This window comes from Pseudidiomarina terrestris (assembly GCF_030466375.1).
Lineage (GTDB): Bacteria > Pseudomonadota > Gammaproteobacteria > Enterobacterales > Alteromonadaceae > Pseudidiomarina > Pseudidiomarina terrestris.
Genome location: NZ_JAGGJE010000001.1, coordinates 1,311,476 through 1,329,125, shown reverse-complemented (window position 1 = coordinate 1,329,125; position 17,650 = coordinate 1,311,476). Strand labels below are relative to the sequence as shown.

Sequence of the window (17,650 nt, the reverse complement as noted above, 5' to 3'; positions counted from 1 at the left end):
AATTAACCCCTCTGTTTCTTTTTACGATAGTATAAACACAATCCAGTAAATTAGTTTAACACAAGCTTCAGCCTTCGCTTCCGACCATTTCTATGGGGCATTTTGTAATATTTGGTCAACCTGACGTCTCCCACCAAGAACAGAGCCGTGACTTCGATAAGATTTCCAGCAAATTGAAAGGACCCTATTATTGATCTCTTAGATGATCAGCAATCGGCTCAAACCAATCCATAAACTCCCTAAAGTTATCGATAGGTATTCGTTTAGGATATTTCATTCCGCGAAATCGTGGCAGCCCATTTACCCTGGTGTTATTCGGCTCTCTAATTTCTAGGTTCGGTTGAAATCTTTTAAGCTTGTGGATATTGGAATCCGTCGATGGAGTGTTCGCCAGGGAGACATTAAACATATTGTTTTCGCGTGATTTAATTATAAAATCGATACCTTTCACGTGACAAATGAACCCATATTCACCATTAGCAAGGGTTGGAAAATAACGGCTATCATACCCTCCAGAATCGTACTCGAAAACTTCGTACCCTTGCTGTTCCATCGATTGCCGGATGTAATCTATGGCTTCCGTTGTTCCTGCATGATGTAAATATTTTCGGCGGTTTTCAGCTGCTCGGCCATCGCCGGGTACCGGTGGGTCCAGGTCAAAATCTCGGTCATAGCTGCTTTTTAAACGAATTCGTTGATGCCCATGTCCACGATTAATGTTTTTCAGCTCAGAGTGCCCGTAAACCCAATTAATTAAAGTCGCTTCAACCGCTAAAGCTTCGCTTTTTGACTCATAGCGTCCTATCACGACGCAAATCGGCGTTTCTCCACACTGAAGTATTTCGTGAATTTTGATATGTTTCGGATGGAGCAGATCTTTTTTTCCTTTAATAGAGAGTAGTATTCGTTGAGATGAGACTGAACTCGACTATCTTGTCCTTCACCCACGTAAAATACGGACTTATCTCTAGGGTCAATCAATTCATAGACGTAATAACGAGCCATATTAAATCTCCAATAATTGAGTTAATGTTCAGTCTACTGATAAAATCTAGAACATCAGTTTATCGCGCAGTCATGGTGCAATATTTTATTTAGATTTTCACCCAACTCGCAACCGGCTCCCACCCACACCACGCTTCACATCAATCCGCTTGTGAATGCGCAGTTTCAGTTCATTTACGTGCGAGATAATGCCAATCGTACGGCCACTGGCACGCAGGTTAGCAAGCACATCGATGGCGAGGTCGAGAGCTTCGCTATCCAGGCTACCGAAGCCTTCATCAATGAAAAGGGTATCGATACGAATACCACCTGAGTAACTTTGTACAACGTCTGATAGCCCTAACGCAAGCGCTAAAGCGGCCATAAAGCTTTCGCCGCCGGAGAGGGTGTTCACGTCGCGATCCTGGCCAGTATGAGTGTCGTCGATCATGAGATCGAGACCACCATGTTTGCGGCGGTCTCCGGCAGTTTCACGGCGTACGAGACGGTAGCGGCCATTGCTCATTTGCTCTAAGCGTATCGATGCTTCGTGTAAAACATCGTCAAGCAAAATGGCAAGCACAAAACGTTGTAAACTAATACGCATTTCATTTTCGCCGGAAAGTGTATCTGCCAATGCGCCAACGACCCTGTATTCATGCACCAGTTGTTCTGATTGCGCCACACGTTGTTCGTAACTTGTAATCATGTTGCGTAGCTGTTCATGCTTGCTACGCAGACTTTGTAATATGTGCTCGACGCTCGCTTCGTTCTGCTTGAGCTCGCTGTACTTCGTTTGTAAAGCTTCCACATCGGGCTTGGCTTGCTCACCAATCGCCTTTTGCTCGTGCGCAATCGCTGCTTTGGTTTCGGTAAGCTGTTGGCGGTGCTCTGTAATTTCAGTTTTCAAGCGTTGCTCTTGGTCAGCTTCAAGTAAAGCGGCCAGATATGCTTCCGCGTCGATGAACTTTGAGGAAGTAAGTTTAGCCTGCCAGGCCTGCTCAGCATCAGTAAGCCCTTGACGCGCGGTCTCAAGCTCTTTAGCTGTAGCGGTTTGTGTGCTCTTTGCAGCCGCTAATTTGGTATCAGCTGACGATTTAGTTTTCTGCGCTTGTTCGTGTCCTTGTTGCAGCTGTACCGCTTTAGCTTGCGTTTCCGTACGTTGCGCTTCAACAGCTTCGGCTGTAAGAGCGCGCAGCCGCTTCTCAGGGTCGATGGTATCTAGCCGCGCATCCAATTGCGCAACTGTTGATTCTGCCTGGTGTAGTTCAGCAATGAGTTTTTGTAATTGCTGTTGTTGTTGGGTTTCTTTGTTTACCAGTTCGTCTAAAGATTTATTTAGATCAGCAACGTTTTGCTTTTCCTCTCGTTGCTGCTCGGCAACAACGACGAGATCGGTCAGCTGCTGCTTGACCTTATCTGTGGCGACCTCCGCGAGTTCGCCCAGCTCCTGTTGCTGCGCTTTTAACTGCTCTTGCGTAGCTGCTAGTTTGGTTTCCGCCTGATTTACGCGCAGATTCACTTTAGACACAGCTGCGTCGCATTGCTTAACGTTTGCTTCCGCAGTATCTAACTGCTCCTGAGACACCAGTTCGCCTTCTTGTTGGGCGTTTGCAGGGTTCGGATGCTCGTTGCTGCCGCACACAGGGCAGGGTTCGCCTGGTGTCAGTTCGTGGGCAAGTGCAATAGCTTGCTCGCGGTGCCAACGTAGCCGCAGCTCCTGGCTTGCGGTGTGCGCTTTTTCGAGAGATTTTAACGCAGAGGGCAAGGGTTTTTTCGCTTCAGTTAGGGCGTTGGTCTCGGTTTTGACACGTTGTTGCAATGCGTCGCGTTGCTGTAAACGCGCGTGCTGGGTTTCAAGCTGTGACTGCTTCGCTTCAATGTTTGCATGACTCTGCACGGCTGCATTAAGCTTTGTGAGCTTAGCTTTGGTCTCCGTTAGCGTATCCCGGGTCTGTTGCAGCTCAGTTGCGAGTTCAGTATTGCGTGCTGCGGCTGTGTCACGTTCCTTTTCTTTGAATTTAAGCTGTTGAACCACTTCAGAAATAGCTTGCAGCGACTTTAATTGTTCAGTGAAATGATTGACCTGCGACTTAAGTTGCTCAATCTGCATCGGCGTATCAGCCAATAACTGTAACTGTTCGGTTGCAGCTTTCTGTTCACTAGTGGCTTGTTGTAACTCTTTATCAGCGGCTAATAATGCTTTGCCTCGTTCATCCGCTTCTTTCTTATTGCGGCAAAAGTCACTCCATTGAGGCTGGATCCGCTGTGCAGCATCATGCTTCTCCAATTTTTTCTCTGTAACTGCGATAGCTTCTGCTTGTTGATTGAGTGTTTCGAGTTTTTGTTTGTTGGCTTCAAGACTAACAAAACGTTTGACGAGTTCTTCAGCCTGGGTCAGCGCTTTTTGAGCCTGTTCACGGGAGGACCGCAGCGTTTCAAGTTCTGACAGTGTCTCTTGAATTGGTTTTTCCTGCTCTTCCAGCCCCAATGTTGCCTGCTCAATAGACTGAAATCCGGCTTCTTTCAATTGGTGTTCCAATTGTTTTTTTAGCGCCTGGTAGTCACTACTGACCCGCTGCGCTCGTTCACGCACCGCTTCTTCAATGCGTTTGAATTCTGCGGTGTTAAACAAACTGGCGAGGATCTTTTCGCGATTTTCCGAGTTAGCGGTCAGCAGTTCACGGAATCGTCCCTGCGGGAGAACTACGACTTGCTTAAACTGTTTTTCATCAAGTCCAATGAGGTTGCTAACGAGATCAGTCACATCGCGCACTGAATTCGCTTCAAGTAATTCGGTACTCCATTCCTCTGGCTTGCCTTCACCACTACTGACTTTGTAGATGTTCGCAGTGTGTTCACGTTTCGCAAGGCCCTCACCACGTTTTTTCGCGGTAAACTGGAAAGGCTTTCTTTCGACGCGATAAATTGCACTACCCAAAGCGAAGATAAACACGACCTCGGTCACAAGTTCGTCGCTCGCGTGGTGGCAACGCATAGAAGGGCCACTGCGGTCGCCGGTGGAGGTGCCATAGAGTGCAAAGTTCATGGCATCGAGCAGAGTCGTCTTACCTGCTCCTGTGGGACCGTTGATCAGAAACAAAGGGTGCTCGCCTAAGTCGTTGAAGTTAACAGTTTCAGTGTTCGCAAAAGGACCGAAAGCGGTCATTGCCAGGTACAAAGGTTTCATCAGCGGTTCCTTATGCTTTTTGTGCGGCTTTGTTGACGTCATCCATGATGCTGGCGAGCAGGTTTTCTTGCTCCTCTGACAAAGGTTCGGTGGTCATTGCTTTATAGAAGTCGGAAATGACTTCGATTGGCTTGCGGCCTAATTGCTCGCGCGTTTGGCGTGTATCTGTAGCTTCACGTTCTAGTGCAAGCTTAGTTAAGTCGAGAATATTCGGGTACACGGATCGTAAGCGTGCGAGCGGGTCAAGAATCGCCTCTTTATCAGTGAGTTTGATCTGAATATAATCCTGCGCGTTTGGGGCGGTCTTACCAGCGGCGAGCAGCTCATCAAACTTGCCTTCAAGCACCTGAACATCCCGAATGGCACGCAGTGGTAATAGTTCAACCTGAACCGATTTATCCTCTGCGAAACTAACAAGGGTGACCGACTTCTTCTGCTTTACTTCGGAGAAACTGTACTTTAACGGTGAACCACTATAACGCACGTGTTTATAGCCCTTAAATTGCGCTTGATGCAAATGGCCGAGGGCGGTGTAATCAAAGTCTTTGAATAAGTCCGCATCCACACACTCGGCACCACCGATACTTAGCGGTCGTTCAGACTCGCTGGTGTTTGCCCCGGCAATAAAACTGTGACTGATCACGACTTGCGCTGAAGTATCATCATAATGCTCGGAAATATGTTGCTTGAGTAGGTTGGTGACGTGCTCTTGCGCACTTTGATGGTCATTCGTTTTGACGCCAAAATAATCGTTCACCGACTCAGGATCACAATAGGGAATTCCCCAAATAACAACCTTGCCAAACGATGCATCAAGCTCCACTGGTTTGAGTAGTTCATCAAACGAGGTGAACAAATGTAGACCGGAGTGTTTGAGCAGTTGCGAGCCAAAACCTAAACGTTGCGCGCCATCGTGGTTGCCCGAAATCATGATTACTGGAATGGCCAGTTCGCTGATTATGGTGGTCAAGGTCTGGTCGAGCAGCGCAACAGCATCTGCAGAAGGTAATGCCCGATCATAAATATCGCCCGCAACAATCATCGCATCCACTTGCTGCTCTTGGGCATAGTCAATAATCTGGTTTAGCACATGTTCTTGATCTTCAAGCAGGGAGTGTTGATTAAAAATACGGCCAATATGCCAGTCTGAGGTGTGTAATAGTTTCATTTCGTTCCCTATTCTTGAACAAGTAACTGTGACAAATAGTCGAAATCATAATCACTGTAGTCAGCGAAATTCTCAATGACATCATGCAGAAACGACTGGGGGTCGGTGTATTCGCGCCGACCAAAGTTCAGATGCCTGCCATTATTGTCCCACTTGCAGAGCATCCCGTCAGGCTGCTCAGAGGTGCCCTCGATACTGCGCTCAAAAACAAAAAAGAGATATTCCCCATCACGCGGCAAAATAGCAGCAAAGTAGGGAAGCGGTACGCGGCTCGGTGATTCGAACTCGAGCAGAAGTGCATTAGGCTCATCGAAATAAGTCGGTTTTAGGGCTTTCTCGTAGTCTCTGTCGACAAGTTCCCGAGTAAAAAAACGTAATCCTGTAAAATCACTGCTTTGTAAGTCAGCGAAAAACGACTCAACCCTTTTGCGTTGTTCTTCCGTTTCTATCCTGAACAAACTGGGTAGTTGCTGCGCCTGAAAATTGTAAATGCGTTCGTTACGGTTGTCCTCGCGCATGGCTAGTCCTTAATTTCCGCAAATGGCACGAATGTCTTTTCGTTTGGTGGAGGTACACTTAAGACGTCTGCGCCATCCATAGCTGCGGCGCGCTTGATATCACGGTAAAACATTTCCCGGAAAGGCTGGGGAGATAACACTTTTAAGTAGGCACAGCGGGCGTTTAACCAGTTGACCAGATTTTGATTATAGGGGACATCAACTTGCAGCCAAAAGATGGTTGAGTGTCCTTCAACGGGTCGAATAACTTGGTTTTTGCCGAGGTGACTGTCCTGGATTTCGCGTCTTACCGAGTCAAATATTTGTAGCTCGAGTGTAAATTCCTCTCCAATAGTCATATCAAAATGTCGCTCGGCATGAGCCTTCAATTTAAAGTCACCGACCTGTGGTGACTCAGTAATAACCCCTTTGAGATTCTGTATACGCGAAATCGGGAGATTGGCAACGACACCATTGTTCCCGAAAGCATCGTTTTTTTGTAAAAATCGACACACTAAATAAGGGACCTTGCCACGATAGACTATTCCTAGCGCTGTGACTTTAAATGTCTTTGCCGGATCTCCACGGTGCTTGACGTAATCGATTTCAATCACATTTTGCTCGAACACATCTCTGAGTAATTGTTCAAACAGCCGAACAGGGATTTCCGGCGCCTGTAGTTGATGATCCGATGGCACATAGTCAACAAAGCGATGCCAATTAGCTGCCAGACTGCGGTTATGTGTATTGTGTTCGAGCATGCTTTGCGCATATTCAAAAAATGGCTTGAGCTTATTTAAAAGCAGCTGGTGTTTGATGCCAGTCAAATGCTTTTCCGCAATGAGCGCAGCTAGCGCGACTTCATCAGTAAACTCGGGAGCAGGTCCTTTCTTTCCGTTACCCGCGGTCCATTTTTGTGGTTCACGATGACCCGCTTTCCCGTAGTGACGGATACTATGACTACCTGTCGCATCGTTTAAGTCGCGCTCTACGGTTCGTCTTGATACATTAAAACCGTACTCTTCAGTTAGAATTTCAGTCAACTCCTGAGCAGTGCGAGGCTTCTGCCTTAGCAATTGAACGATGCGATCAACGCGCGAAATGATTCGCCCTTTGCGGCTTGTTTCTGCGTTTTTAGACATGTGCCTTATCCTCTTCCTGTCGTAATGTATTCACGCGTAACCAGTCACAATGTAACCGAAACCAGCGGTGATAGGTATCGTGGCATTACTGTGCTCGGATATTCATCCTAAAGCTTCTGCCCGACATATCATGTCGTTCATGGTTGATACCTTTACAGCAGGTTTGAATAACCGAACTTAAAAAGGGAGAACGATAATGAGTGAACAGGCAGACTGTAAACGATTGGGTTGTTTTTGGGGGCAGTGCGTCGGCGATGCTCTGGGCAGCTTGGTTGAATTCAAAACGAAAGCGACTATCTCTCGTATCTACCCTGACGGTATTAAAAAGCTCGAGGCCAGTTCAGTTTTCCCAATAGCAGAATGTGGCCAGCTGACTGACGACTCGGAAATGGCGATCGCACTGTTAAACTCCATGCATGACGAAAACGGTGACTTCATTGGTTACAGTCCCGAACGCGCTATGCGCAACTATCGCGATTGGTTCGATAGTGATCCCATAGATTGTGGCATGACTGTAGCATCTGCTATCTGTGGTGCTCCGAATCCTTCCAGTGAGTCAAACGGTGCGCTAATGCGTGCCAGTGCTCTGGCGATAAATTCGCGTTTGACAGACGAGCAGACACTTGCGGAATGGGCTCGTGTCGATGCTGAAATTACCCACCCAAATCGTGTATGCCAGCAAGCGAATCAACTTTTTGTTTTGCTTATTCGTTTTCTTTTGGAAAGCTCGGCAGAAAGAGACAGTGGCGACGAGCTTTATGCTCAAGCGTTACGCATCGTAAAAGCGTACGAGTTAACGACTATTTCCGCGCTTGTTGTACAAGCTCGTCAGGCCAATATGTCAGACTTCTATACCAATATGGGCTGGGTACGCATTGCTCTGCATAATGCTTTGTTTCACTTGTTTAATGAAACACCTTGGCGTGAGGCTGTACACACCACTGTCATTCAGGGCGGTGACACTGATACCACGGCCGCGATTGTTGGTGCCTTACTTGGTGCTCGTGATGGTCTGTCAGCTATACCAGAGGACTGGTTGCAGGACGTACAGAATGCGATACCAGTACATCGGCCTCACTACCTCCATGCGCGTCACGGAGCTAGTTTGCTCGCGGAGGTGTAACGTGGATATCGGCGAAATTATCAAAAATTTTGCGATTGTGATGGTGATGCTTTGGATCGTGATGAAGCTAGTAATTGTCGCGTTTTGGACGCTTTGTGCCTTTGTCCAGATCCATTGGTACATGTTTAGTAATCATCCGATCTTATCGGTTGTCTGCTTTGGTATTTGGTACACGCCAGGTGAGGCATTAATAACGTTTATCTTATTTGAAATAACGTTGCTAATCGCCTTCGGTATCAAAATGGATAAACCTGGAATGTACAAGGCTATGGGCATTGGCGCGTTATTGGGGTTTTGGTTAGCCAAGCGCAACGGTGATAATTTGCGGCTTAAGTGATGTTTATAGGCCATTAATAAATAAGGAAACATTATGAACGCTCTTATAAAAGTATTTAAAAGTCACATTCACAACGGTCTCGTCAGTTGCGCGCCGAATTTGGAGAACGCGTCAGCGTTTATTTGCGACTCGCACCTCGATCCAGACAACTACGCAATGCCTGTTCTCAACGAATCAGCGTCGACGGTTATCTCTTTACTCGAACAAGGGAGGTTTGACGAGGTAGAGGACAAACTGACCTTTGAGCCCACAAAGACCATACGTGGTGTGATACGCGTGATGGTTCGAACCCACTTGAATCGACAGGGGGTAGGTCATGTAAGTCGGGGAAGTGCCGATAAAACTCTGGCAAAACGCGTTCTGTTGCCCTTCGAAAACGACTTTGACTATCAAAAAATGCTTGACCACGATTATTTTGCAGAACAATGGGAAGAAGCTCTTGAAGCGCATCCCGCCGAATATGATGAAATTGACCGGCAATCAATTGCGGGGTTGAGAAAATTGCGAGGTGGTCAGCGCACGAATGCACGCGTGGCTAAACATTTAGGGATCCATGATAACTGGGCGAAGGTGTTTACCGGTATCTACAGTGGTTTGCAGTTTTTGGACAACAACTATCATTTTAACGCTGAAGCTTTGTGGTCAGATATGAACGCCTGCGAGAATGATATTGAAGCTACCAAACGTTTGGTTAAAAAGGTCCAGACTGGCATTCATCAATATGGTGAGGCGCTTGCTGGTAGTTTTCTGGCGGATTTGGGACATGCCGGGTTTGTTAAACCGGATACCCACGTTATCAGTTCAGTGGCAGCAATGTGTGGTCGGGAATCGGTACCTTCGCAGTCTGCAGTTGATTACGTATACAAGCTGGCTGAGACGCTGAGCATGGAACCACGTGCGGTAGATAAACTATTTTATCTAGGCTGTTCAGGGAAGCTTTATTTGTATAACTTGGGAATGAAGAACCCACGCCAATTTAAAAGTGACTTTTTAAATGATTTAGGTCCGCTTGGCCAGCTATAAGGAATTTAAATGCGCCAACTAAATGGCAAAATCTATTATTCGCCATCAGAGCTTACGCTGTTTCACGACAGCCCGTTCGCCAGTTGGTGCGAATTTTGTTACCGCGCAACAGACCAAAGGTATCCGACGCCTGATCCTGAAGATGCCTTTCTTGTCATGTTGCAAGAGGCTGGTTACGCGCATGAAAAATGGTTGGTGAATGACTTAAAACACCAGGGACGTAATGTCATTGATGTGAAGGAGCGCTGTGCCGATGGTACTTTTCTTGACGAACACCAGATGACTCGTCAGCTAATGGCGGAAGGGACAGACGTGATTTTCCAAGCGGCTCTTATGGACGATAGATTCGCCGGTTATGCCGATTTTCTCGTTAAGATCGACGTACCGAGTGAATTGGGCGATTACAGTTATGTTGTCTGGGACACCAAGTTATCGAAAACAGCGAAAGTCACGCACTTATTGCAACTTTTAGCCTATGCGCGCATGGTTGAATCTGTTCAGGGGAATCTGCCTGTAACGGTGACGGTGGTACTCGGCAGCCATGAGTTTGATACCTATCCAACAGCTGAATACCTTGCTTACTTCGAGTCTACTCGTGATAAGTTTTTGCTAGCTGCTGAGTCCTTTAATCAGGAAGCGATGCCGGATCCTTATGAATCAAAGGAGTTCGGACGCTGGAGCAACTTTGCTGAAAAACTATTGAGCGAACAGCGACATTTATCACTGGTAGCAAATGTTCGTCGCAGTCAGGTGCTGAAACTGAATAATGCGGGCATCCATACTATTGACGCGCTTGCTGAATTAGATGACTTGTCCAGCGTAAAAATACCCAAAGTGACGCTAGAAAAATTAAGAGAACAGGCTCAAGCGCAAGTGGCGACGGAGCAAATGGGGAAACCGCAGTACCGTCTGCGTGCTTTGAAACCGAACGAACCGAAACCCTTTGATCACCTGATGCCGTTTAGTCGTGGCGATATCTATTTTGACCTGGAAGGTAACCCTTTAGCTGAAGGAGGTCTGGAATTCCTTTGGGGTATGACGGTGTTTGATGATGCCGATAAACAGAGTTTCGTTGCGTACTGGGCGCATAATGCAGAGGAAGAGAAAAAAGCGCTCGGACAATTTTTTGAATTTACCCTAGACCGCTGGCAACGTTTTCCTGACATGCGTGTTTATCACTACGCCCCTTACGAAATGACGGCATTAAAACGTTTGGTCGCGCGCTACGGCATTTATGAAGCCGAGCTTGACGACATGTTGCGAGCTGGCCTTTTTGTCGACTTATATAAAGTGGTAAAAAGCACTTTAGTGATTGGTCTGCCATCTTATTCGATTAAAAAAGTCGAGCTCTTTTATCGAAGCAAACGCGAGACCGAAATCGGCGTTGGTGGGGATGCTGTTGTTGCTTACCAAAACTGGGTGGAGCTAGGCGACGATAAAATTCTTGAGGCGATTGAGCATTACAATAAAGATGACTGTGACTCGACCTATGAGCTCGCAAGTTGGCTAAGAGTCCTGGAAGCTAAGCATCGGCCCGAGTTAGCACAACTTTCCAAAGACAAGGAGTATGAAAGGGAGGCTGGGGTACGTGAAAAAAAGCCTGATGAAAACGCAGAGCTAAAAGCTCAGTTACAAGAGCTTGCCGATGCGCAGGAGGATGCTGAAGAACGCCATGCGATTGAGACACTGATGAACCTTATTGATTTTCATCAGCGTGAAGAGAAACCTAAATGGTGGCAATTTTTCGAATGGCTTGGCCTTCCAGATGATGAACTCATTGAAGAGCGAAATGTAATCGTTGATTGTAGGATTGTAGGTCGAGCGGAAAACCTATTTCGCGTTAACTACCTAGCCGAACAGGAAGCAACTGTAAGTGCAGGTGCAGCGTTTGGGATAAAATCTAAAGCAAATCCTGAAATCAGCAGTGTAATCAATGCAAGAATAGTTTCCGTGTTGGACGGCACTACCTTTGAAATCTCTGTTGCAAAAAAGGATGCGGATCGTGTTCCAATTAGCTTTACCCTTGTCGCAAAAGAGATCGTACCCAGCGGTGTGATGGCTAAGAGTTTAGTGGCGTTTGCAGCTCAAGTTTGCAGTCAGCGGACCCTTGGTGAGTCGGCGGTTGCCGATGTATTACGACGCTCAGCCCCTCGATTTACCGAACCGTTGACGACACTTCAAGCGAATCAGTGCGAACAAGAGGAGCGACTAAATGAAGTTATCCGCTTGGTTGAGAATCTTAATCATAGTTACCTGACAGTGCAGGGACCTCCCGGAACCGGAAAAACCTTTACCGCGTCAAGAGTTATTGGCCATCTTCTTCGGAGTAAACCGAATCTGGCAATTGGGATAAGTAGCAATAGTCACAAAGCTCTGAATAATCTGTTGCGTAGCGTTGTCGAATATTGCCGTAGTGAAGGAATTGCGTGTAATGCGTTTACACTGAAAGTGGATGAAGAGCTTGAGTCCCTCGGCGTTAAAACAGTCGGGCAGAATAACAAAGCTTGGAAGGTGATAGGTCCTGATGTTGTGATTGGCGGCACTGCCTGGATGTTTTCACGTGATGATATGCAGAACTCTCTTGATTATCTGTTTGTTGACGAAGCTGGACAAGTGGCACTAGCAAACGTTGTTGCGATGGCGCCGAGTGCACGTAATATCGTGTTTATGGGAGACCAAATGCAGCTCGGACAACCCACTCAAGGAACACATCCAGGCGAGGCTGGGTTCTCGGTGTTGGATTACTTGATGAAGCACGAACAGGTAGTGCCGGAAGATAAAGGCGTTCTACTGAGTCGTTCATATCGGATGCACGAAGATATATTGGGTTTTATTAGTCGCATGGTCTACCAAGGGAGATTAGAACCGGATCCGGCAAATGCCGTGCAATCTGTAGAGCTTCCGGAACACGGTCAATGCTTGATTCGTAAGAACACGGGCATTGAATTTCATCAGGTCGATCATGATGGTAACACAGTGGCCAGCGATGAAGAGGCTAGCTATATTTATGACCTTTACCAGCAATTACTGGGTCAGAACTACACAAATAAACAGCGCGTTCAGCATGCGATCTGTGCTGACGATATTCTTATTGTGACACCCTACAATTTGCAGGTGCAATGCCTAAAGAATTTACTCCCGAAAGCGCGCATCGGTACCGTTGACAAGTTCCAGGGGCAAGAAGCGCCCATCGTGATTTTTAGTTTTTGTTCGAGTGCACCGGATGAGAGTCCGCGCGGACTCGATTTCCTGTTCGACATTCGCCGCCTAAATGTTGCAGTGTCGCGCGCACAGGCATTGGCAATAGTTATTGGTTCGCCGCGTCTTATGGATGTGGGCGCCACCTCAATTTCTCTAATGAAGAAGGCATCGCTGGTAGTTGAACTTGGGTGCATCGGTAAATAATACTTGCCTAGGCTCAAACAAGACCGATGGGCTATAGCAATCCCCATCAGCAATGTAGGTTTGCATTCTATCCTGTGTGAATGACATGTTATGGCGCTGTCCCTCGGGGGGAGGGATGTAAGTTTGTGCGAATGGATGACGCGCCAATGGGTGACCAAGTGTAAACAGCGGGGGTAAAACTACAAAAGATGTCATCGTCGCCACCAGCGGCACAAGCAGCTGCTAATAAGCCGATTATAGAAGGATACGCAAGACAGAAATACTTATTGTTGGCGTCCAATACGTTCGAGCATTTGCAACATTTCGTTGCGAGGCCACAACGGCTCTTTGCGACCTTTGACACGGCGGGGTGTGTCGGCAAGCCATGCGCCGGTGCGATAGCCCGTGATTTCGGTGACGTCGATGCGGTCGTAGTAGACCTGATGCTCAAATTCGTCGCGCATACGGTTCAGTGTACCTAGGGCTGAGCGATCGCATTCGGTGTCAATGCGCAATGGGCGCAAAAATCGATGTGCGGTGTCGAGGTGGCGCTCTTCAGCGCCGCATTTAAGTAACGTGTTCATCAAAGTATCTACAAATAGATAATTGAGCTCGGCAAAACCGGACTTTCTAAGACCTGGCAACACGAGTGGGAAACGGGTGGCGTCGTGCACAAGCAAGACGCAATTGCGCCGCTGAATAATCAAATTATTGCCATGCCAGCCACTTAACGGATTGATATCCAACTGCGGTTGTTGATAGAGCCATTCAGTTGCCTGGGGTACATCGAGCTCACCGTTGGATTGTAATGGAAGTTTTGCGTAAAGTTTGCGAGTAGCGTGGAGTTCGAGCATGTTGTCACCTGATTGTTTCTATCGGCTATGATAGCACTTGCTATTATGCATTGGCACGGTGGCGAATTTACAGATGTCAGCTAAACTTATAACAGACCGACGAATTTAGTGAACAGGCTTTTAAATTGCTACTGGCTAGAGGAGGCATTATGAAGTTTGAAGCCATCTTAAAAGATCCGTCTGCAGTGTATGATAAACCTCAAGACGTGTTAGACGACGGCAACCTCTCTCGTGACGAGAAATGTGAAATTCTGAAGCAGTGGGAATACGACGCTGTGGAGCTTCAGGTAGCGACTGAAGAGAATATGCCGGGCCCAGAAGACAGCACATTAGATGATATTCTTGCGGCGAAGCAAAAACTGCTTGATTGCGACGACGAAGTGTAAAGTAACAAGCTCGCCATAAGTGTGGCTGCTCGGGAGTTGGTTTTGTTTACCGAGCAGCGACTAGATGCAGCTTTAGGTTTTCGTTTGCAACCGTGTAATGTGCATCGGTGCTTCCGCAAGGAAGTATTCTCCTCTGTAATACCCCATCATGATCTACCTTCCTAAGTTCAAAATTACCAAGCGGTTTTAGCTGGATACGATTTCCTGAAAATATCTGGCAGCCCTATGGGAAGGTGGTTTTTAGTGTAATAGACTAATGCGTATTACAATTGGTACTAAGGACTTGAGGTAAAAATGGATTACGTTCTTTTGGCATTAGGCCTGGTCTTATTGATTTGCGGTGCTGACGGTCTGGTTCGTGGCGCGGCGCGGTTGGCGGCAAGCATTGGCATTCCAACCGTAGTCATAGGTTTGACCGTTGTCGCATTTGGTACCAGTGCGCCCGAGTTGGCGGTGAGCATTAACTCGGCGATTGCCGATAAAACCGAGCTGGCCATGGCCAACGTGGTCGGTAGTAATATTTTTAACGTATTGTTTATTCTTGGCTTAGCAGCCGTAATCACTCCTTTAGCTATATCACGCCAGCTTATTCGTCAGGATGTGCCAATCATGGTGTTGATCAGCGCGCTGGTGTTCTTTCTGGCGTCAGATGGCATGTTGAGCTTCATGGAATGTGCGCTGCTGGTCGTTCTCCTGGTGATTTATACCGTGTTCTTATTTGTTCAGGGGAAGAAGTCGGAGAACGCCAAAGCGGACGCTCCTGATGGAGATGAGTTAGCTGAACTGACCCAGGGTAACCACCCGGCCTGGCAAAGCTTATTGTGGTTGGTCGTTGGTCTGGCGCTGTTGATAATTGGTGCGAGCTTGCTTGTTAATAGCGCAGTAAGTATCGCGCGCACCTTTGGCGTGAGCGAGGCGGTGATAGGCTTGACCATTCTGGCGATTGGTACCTCATTGCCTGAAGTTGTCACCTCTATTGTTGCCAGCTTCAAAGGGCAGCGAGATATTGCAGTGGGTAACGTGGTCGGCAGTAATACTTTCAACCTGCTGGCTGTGCTTGGTATTTCAGGTATCGTGAGTTTTGATGGCTTGGCAGCAACAGCGCAGCTGGTGCAGCAGGATCTTCCCATCATGCTCGGGGTTGCTATCCTGACCTTACCGCTGGTCATCACAGGTTCAACTCTAAGTCGCAGTGAAGGGGCTTTATTTTTCGGTTTGTACGTCTTTTATACTGCGCTGTTAATCGGCACCGCGAAAGGCGCGGCTTGGGTGAGTCCGCTGCAGTCGCTGTTCTGGTACCTGGTACTGCCACTGACGGTGCTTGTGGTGCTGGCATCACTCATCAGGGACGTCGCAAGGCGGCGTCAAGCGTCACAATAGTCAACTATACTTAGTTCAGCTTCTTAATTAAGGGAGACTATCTCTATGAAGACTGCTTATACAGATATTGAGCTCGAACAACTGCTGGAACGGTTAAATAAAGCGTTATTTGAATCTGATCCCATGAATACGGGGTGCCAGGAAAATGACGCATACGACGAGTACGAAGGGATTGCTGCTGCAGCCGTAAATTACATGATAAGAGGCGCCACAGAACGTGACGCCATAACCCAAGCTCTTAAAGATAGTTTCGACGATCTTGTCACTGACGAGAAAGTTGATCAGGTGCTCAACTCACCTGTAATGAAAGATTAAGCGAGAAACTATAGCTTATGGCCGCAAATCACCGTGCAGGAATTTAACGACAAAGACGACTTTACCGTATCGTTCAAATGACCATTTAATGCATGCCTGTAACGCGGCCATCACTTCATCGTAGTCGCCAAAGACCTGAGTGCTGAGGGTATTGGTAATAATGTGCAAGTCTTCAAATTTGTTGAGTTCATCAATAAAGCCTTTAATAGGCTCGATATAGTTATCGGCGAGCGGATATTTACTGATGTCGATAGTTAGTTTCATTACGACTTTACTCCTTTTATAAGCGAACGAAATCAAATGCTACGCCAACCTCAGAAGGTGTTTTTCACCCGTTTAGAGATCAGCATGTAGGGCACCCATATCAAAGCATAGATAATTGCGCGGATTATATCGAGAACTGTGGCCTCATCAATGGCAACAAGGTCAGGCATGAGCTTATGAACGATCCAGGCGTCAGCAATCAAAAACAGGGGCGAAAACACGCATAAAAAAATAAACACCCGCGGGAACCAACGATGTTTACTGAAAAACAGATACAGCAGCGCTAGCGAAACAAGCAACATGAAGGCGTTTGCCAGCATCTCCACGTTCAGCAGCAGTTCCAGGTGAGGAACGAAGGACTTAGAATTTGGATTGGCTGTGATTTCATAGGCGCCGTTCATATAATCAACGAGCATAGGCAGGTATTCAACGGCTAAAAATAAAGGGCTCACAATCACGCCAAAGGCGACCAGGTAGAGCCATCCACCAATTCCTTTTAATTCATTTTGTTGTTGTAATTGTGGTTGTACGTCCGCTACTTCGTTCACGGCTAAGTTCCTTTTAGTTGTTATTGGAATTAAATTTTTTGCGTTGAGTCACGCTCAATGACGCGCGGCTCAAATACATCCTGTAGTTCTTTAACTGGCTGGTGGTAAACATTTTTCAGTACCCAACGCGCAGCCATTTGACCAATTTCCGCAATCGGGTAATCGACTGTGGTTAACTTGGGGTAGGTATAGTGGGCAAAATTAACGTTATCGAAGCCAATAACCGAAAGTTGTTGAGGTAAATCTAGGGGAATATCGTGGGCTGCTGTTATCGCACCTGATGCCATTTCGTCGTTGGCGCAGACCAGCGCGCTGAATGGCACGTCGGTACCGAGTAAGTGCTGAAGACCTCGGACACCGCCGGTTTCCTGAAAGTCGCCTTCGAAGAACAAGGTTTTATTTTCGGCAACACCAAATTCGGCCAGGGCTTCGAGGTGGCCGGCATAACGTTCTTTGGCATCATTTTTCCACATGGGGCCAGAGACATAAGCAATATCGCGATGGCCGAGCTCGAGCATGTGATGAGTGGCCAGATAACCGCCTTGGCGGTTGTCTAAAGTAATACAACGGTCGGCTATGGCGCGCACATAGCGGTTAATTAAAACAAAATCACAGCCGCCATCGGCAAGGCCGCGCAGGTAATTGTCACTGACCGATTCCACATGCAAGATTAACGCGTCGCAGTTACGACTACGTAAAAACTCAATGCTCTCCCGTTCGAGCTCGGCGTCACTGTGACCTGCGGCGATAATTACGTGCTTCCCAACGGTGCGGAATTCCTCTTCAATACGTGCTAACAGCTCACCATAGAAGGGACCACTTAGCTCTGAGACCAGAATGCCGATGCTATTGGAGCGGTTGCTGGCGAGGGATTGCGCGACGGAGTTGGGGCGGTAGCCAAGCTCTTGCATTGCTGCTTCGACCTTTACGCGGGTGGCTTCGCGAACCTGCGCGGTGTTATTGATAACACGCGACACTGTCGCCAGCGATACGCCGGCCAGCTTAGACACTTCGTAAATTGTTGCCATCTCTTGCTGGACTCTTGTTAGCTTTTG

The 17,650-nt window shown here is 47.4% G+C and carries 16 protein-coding genes; 7 read left to right on the top strand and 9 right to left on the bottom strand.

The features are described from left to right. Positions 1-187: 187 nt before the first annotated feature. The 5 genes from J6J28_RS06395 to J6J28_RS06375 all read right to left on the bottom strand — a co-directional run bounded on the left by J6J28_RS06395 (position 188) and on the right by J6J28_RS06375 (position 6,981). Positions 188-808: a hypothetical protein gene (locus J6J28_RS06395; protein WP_301720502.1), complete on the bottom strand. Its 621-nt coding sequence runs from the start codon at positions 806-808 to the stop codon at positions 188-190. A 294-nt stretch (positions 809-1,102) separates the two neighbouring features. Continuing rightward, positions 1,103-4,174, bottom strand: coding sequence for an AAA family ATPase (locus J6J28_RS06390; protein ID WP_301720501.1), 3,072 nt, complete (start codon positions 4,172-4,174; stop codon positions 1,103-1,105). A 10-nt stretch (positions 4,175-4,184) separates the two neighbouring features. Continuing rightward, on the bottom strand, positions 4,185-5,342 hold the full coding sequence (locus J6J28_RS06385) for an exonuclease SbcCD subunit D (RefSeq protein WP_301720500.1): 1,158 nt from the start codon (positions 5,340-5,342) through the stop codon (positions 4,185-4,187). Between the two features lie 8 nt (positions 5,343-5,350). Then, the gene (locus J6J28_RS06380) at positions 5,351-5,860 is read right to left on the bottom strand and encodes a hypothetical protein (protein WP_301720499.1); all 510 of its coding nucleotides are present in this window, start codon (positions 5,858-5,860) and stop codon (positions 5,351-5,353) included. 2 nt (positions 5,861-5,862) lie between these two features. Continuing rightward, entirely contained in the window at positions 5,863-6,981 is a 1,119-nt protein-coding gene (locus J6J28_RS06375) for a helix-turn-helix transcriptional regulator (protein ID WP_301720498.1), read from the bottom strand. Positions 6,982-7,177: 196 nt separating this feature from the next. Here J6J28_RS06375 and J6J28_RS06370 point away from each other — a divergent pair, with 196 nt between their 5' ends. Genes J6J28_RS06370 through J6J28_RS06355 form a run of 4 tightly spaced genes read left to right on the top strand, consistent with a single transcriptional unit; the run spans position 7,178 to position 12,869 of the window. Then, the gene (locus tag J6J28_RS06370; protein ID WP_301720497.1) at positions 7,178-8,104 is read left to right on the top strand and encodes an ADP-ribosylglycohydrolase family protein; all 927 of its coding nucleotides are present in this window, start codon (positions 7,178-7,180) and stop codon (positions 8,102-8,104) included. Between the two features lies 1 nt (position 8,105). Then, positions 8,106-8,441 (top strand): hypothetical protein, encoded by a 336-nt coding sequence (locus J6J28_RS06365; protein ID WP_301720496.1) that lies wholly within the window; start codon positions 8,106-8,108, stop codon positions 8,439-8,441. A 33-nt stretch (positions 8,442-8,474) separates the two neighbouring features. After that, complete coding sequence (locus J6J28_RS06360) at positions 8,475-9,464, top strand: hypothetical protein (RefSeq protein WP_301720495.1); 990 nt, start codon at positions 8,475-8,477, stop codon at positions 9,462-9,464. 9 nt (positions 9,465-9,473) lie between these two features. Continuing rightward, a complete protein-coding gene (locus J6J28_RS06355) occupies positions 9,474-12,869 on the top strand; it encodes a TM0106 family RecB-like putative nuclease (protein ID WP_301720494.1) in 3,396 nt (1,131 codons plus the stop codon). Between the two features lie 263 nt (positions 12,870-13,132). Here the strand turns inward: J6J28_RS06355 and J6J28_RS06350 are convergent, their stop codons facing one another. After that, positions 13,133-13,702 carry a DUF6933 domain-containing protein gene (locus tag J6J28_RS06350; protein WP_301720493.1) on the bottom strand — a complete coding sequence of 190 codons (570 nt, stop codon included), beginning with the start codon at positions 13,700-13,702 and terminating at the stop codon, positions 13,133-13,135. A 149-nt stretch (positions 13,703-13,851) separates the two neighbouring features. Between J6J28_RS06350 and J6J28_RS06345 the strand changes: the two genes are divergently transcribed. From J6J28_RS06345 to J6J28_RS06335, 3 genes are all read left to right on the top strand, one after another. Then, the gene (locus J6J28_RS06345; RefSeq protein WP_301720492.1) at positions 13,852-14,088 is read left to right on the top strand and encodes a hypothetical protein; all 237 of its coding nucleotides are present in this window, start codon (positions 13,852-13,854) and stop codon (positions 14,086-14,088) included. A gap of 294 nt (positions 14,089-14,382) precedes the next feature. Next, positions 14,383-15,468, top strand: coding sequence for a calcium/sodium antiporter (locus J6J28_RS06340; RefSeq protein WP_301720491.1), 1,086 nt, complete (start codon positions 14,383-14,385; stop codon positions 15,466-15,468). 45 nt (positions 15,469-15,513) lie between these two features. After that, positions 15,514-15,783 carry a hypothetical protein gene (locus J6J28_RS06335; protein ID WP_301720490.1) on the top strand — a complete coding sequence of 90 codons (270 nt, stop codon included), beginning with the start codon at positions 15,514-15,516 and terminating at the stop codon, positions 15,781-15,783. A 15-nt stretch (positions 15,784-15,798) separates the two neighbouring features. Here J6J28_RS06335 and J6J28_RS06330 read toward each other — a convergent pair whose 3' ends face one another. From J6J28_RS06330 to J6J28_RS06320, 3 genes are read right to left on the bottom strand one after another with little or no spacing between them, the layout of a single operon-like run. Next, the gene (locus J6J28_RS06330) at positions 15,799-16,047 is read right to left on the bottom strand and encodes a YkoF family thiamine/hydroxymethylpyrimidine-binding protein (RefSeq protein WP_301720489.1); all 249 of its coding nucleotides are present in this window, start codon (positions 16,045-16,047) and stop codon (positions 15,799-15,801) included. A 50-nt stretch (positions 16,048-16,097) separates the two neighbouring features. Beyond that, positions 16,098-16,595, bottom strand: coding sequence for a DUF2569 domain-containing protein (locus J6J28_RS06325; RefSeq protein ID WP_301720488.1), 498 nt, complete (start codon positions 16,593-16,595; stop codon positions 16,098-16,100). 29 nt (positions 16,596-16,624) lie between these two features. Next, the gene (locus tag J6J28_RS06320) at positions 16,625-17,623 is read right to left on the bottom strand and encodes a LacI family DNA-binding transcriptional regulator (RefSeq protein ID WP_301720487.1); all 999 of its coding nucleotides are present in this window, start codon (positions 17,621-17,623) and stop codon (positions 16,625-16,627) included. Positions 17,624-17,650: the final 27 nt, after the last annotated feature.

Excerpts from the sequence above, each read along its gene's own strand:
- J6J28_RS06390 (WP_301720501.1), bottom strand. The coding sequence starts at position 4,174 with ATGAAACCTTTGTACCTGGCAATGACCGCTTTCGGTCCTTTTGCGAAC.
- J6J28_RS06385 (WP_301720500.1), bottom strand. The coding sequence starts at position 5,342 with ATGAAACTATTACACACCTCAGACTGGCATATTGGCCGTATTTTTAAT.
- J6J28_RS06380 (WP_301720499.1), bottom strand. The coding sequence starts at position 5,860 with ATGCGCGAGGACAACCGTAACGAACGCATTTACAATTTTCAGGCGCAG.
- J6J28_RS06375 (WP_301720498.1), bottom strand. The coding sequence starts at position 6,981 with ATGTCTAAAAACGCAGAAACAAGCCGCAAAGGGCGAATCATTTCGCGC.
- J6J28_RS06370 (WP_301720497.1), top strand. The coding sequence starts at position 7,178 with ATGAGTGAACAGGCAGACTGTAAACGATTGGGTTGTTTTTGGGGGCAG.
- J6J28_RS06360 (WP_301720495.1), top strand. The coding sequence starts at position 8,475 with ATGAACGCTCTTATAAAAGTATTTAAAAGTCACATTCACAACGGTCTC.
- J6J28_RS06355 (WP_301720494.1), top strand. The coding sequence starts at position 9,474 with ATGCGCCAACTAAATGGCAAAATCTATTATTCGCCATCAGAGCTTACG.
- J6J28_RS06350 (WP_301720493.1), bottom strand. The coding sequence starts at position 13,702 with ATGCTCGAACTCCACGCTACTCGCAAACTTTACGCAAAACTTCCATTA.
- J6J28_RS06345 (WP_301720492.1), top strand. The coding sequence starts at position 13,852 with ATGAAGTTTGAAGCCATCTTAAAAGATCCGTCTGCAGTGTATGATAAA.
- J6J28_RS06340 (WP_301720491.1), top strand. The coding sequence starts at position 14,383 with ATGGATTACGTTCTTTTGGCATTAGGCCTGGTCTTATTGATTTGCGGT.
- J6J28_RS06335 (WP_301720490.1), top strand. The coding sequence starts at position 15,514 with ATGAAGACTGCTTATACAGATATTGAGCTCGAACAACTGCTGGAACGG.
- J6J28_RS06330 (WP_301720489.1), bottom strand. The coding sequence starts at position 16,047 with ATGAAACTAACTATCGACATCAGTAAATATCCGCTCGCCGATAACTAT.
- J6J28_RS06320 (WP_301720487.1), bottom strand. The coding sequence starts at position 17,623 with ATGGCAACAATTTACGAAGTGTCTAAGCTGGCCGGCGTATCGCTGGCG.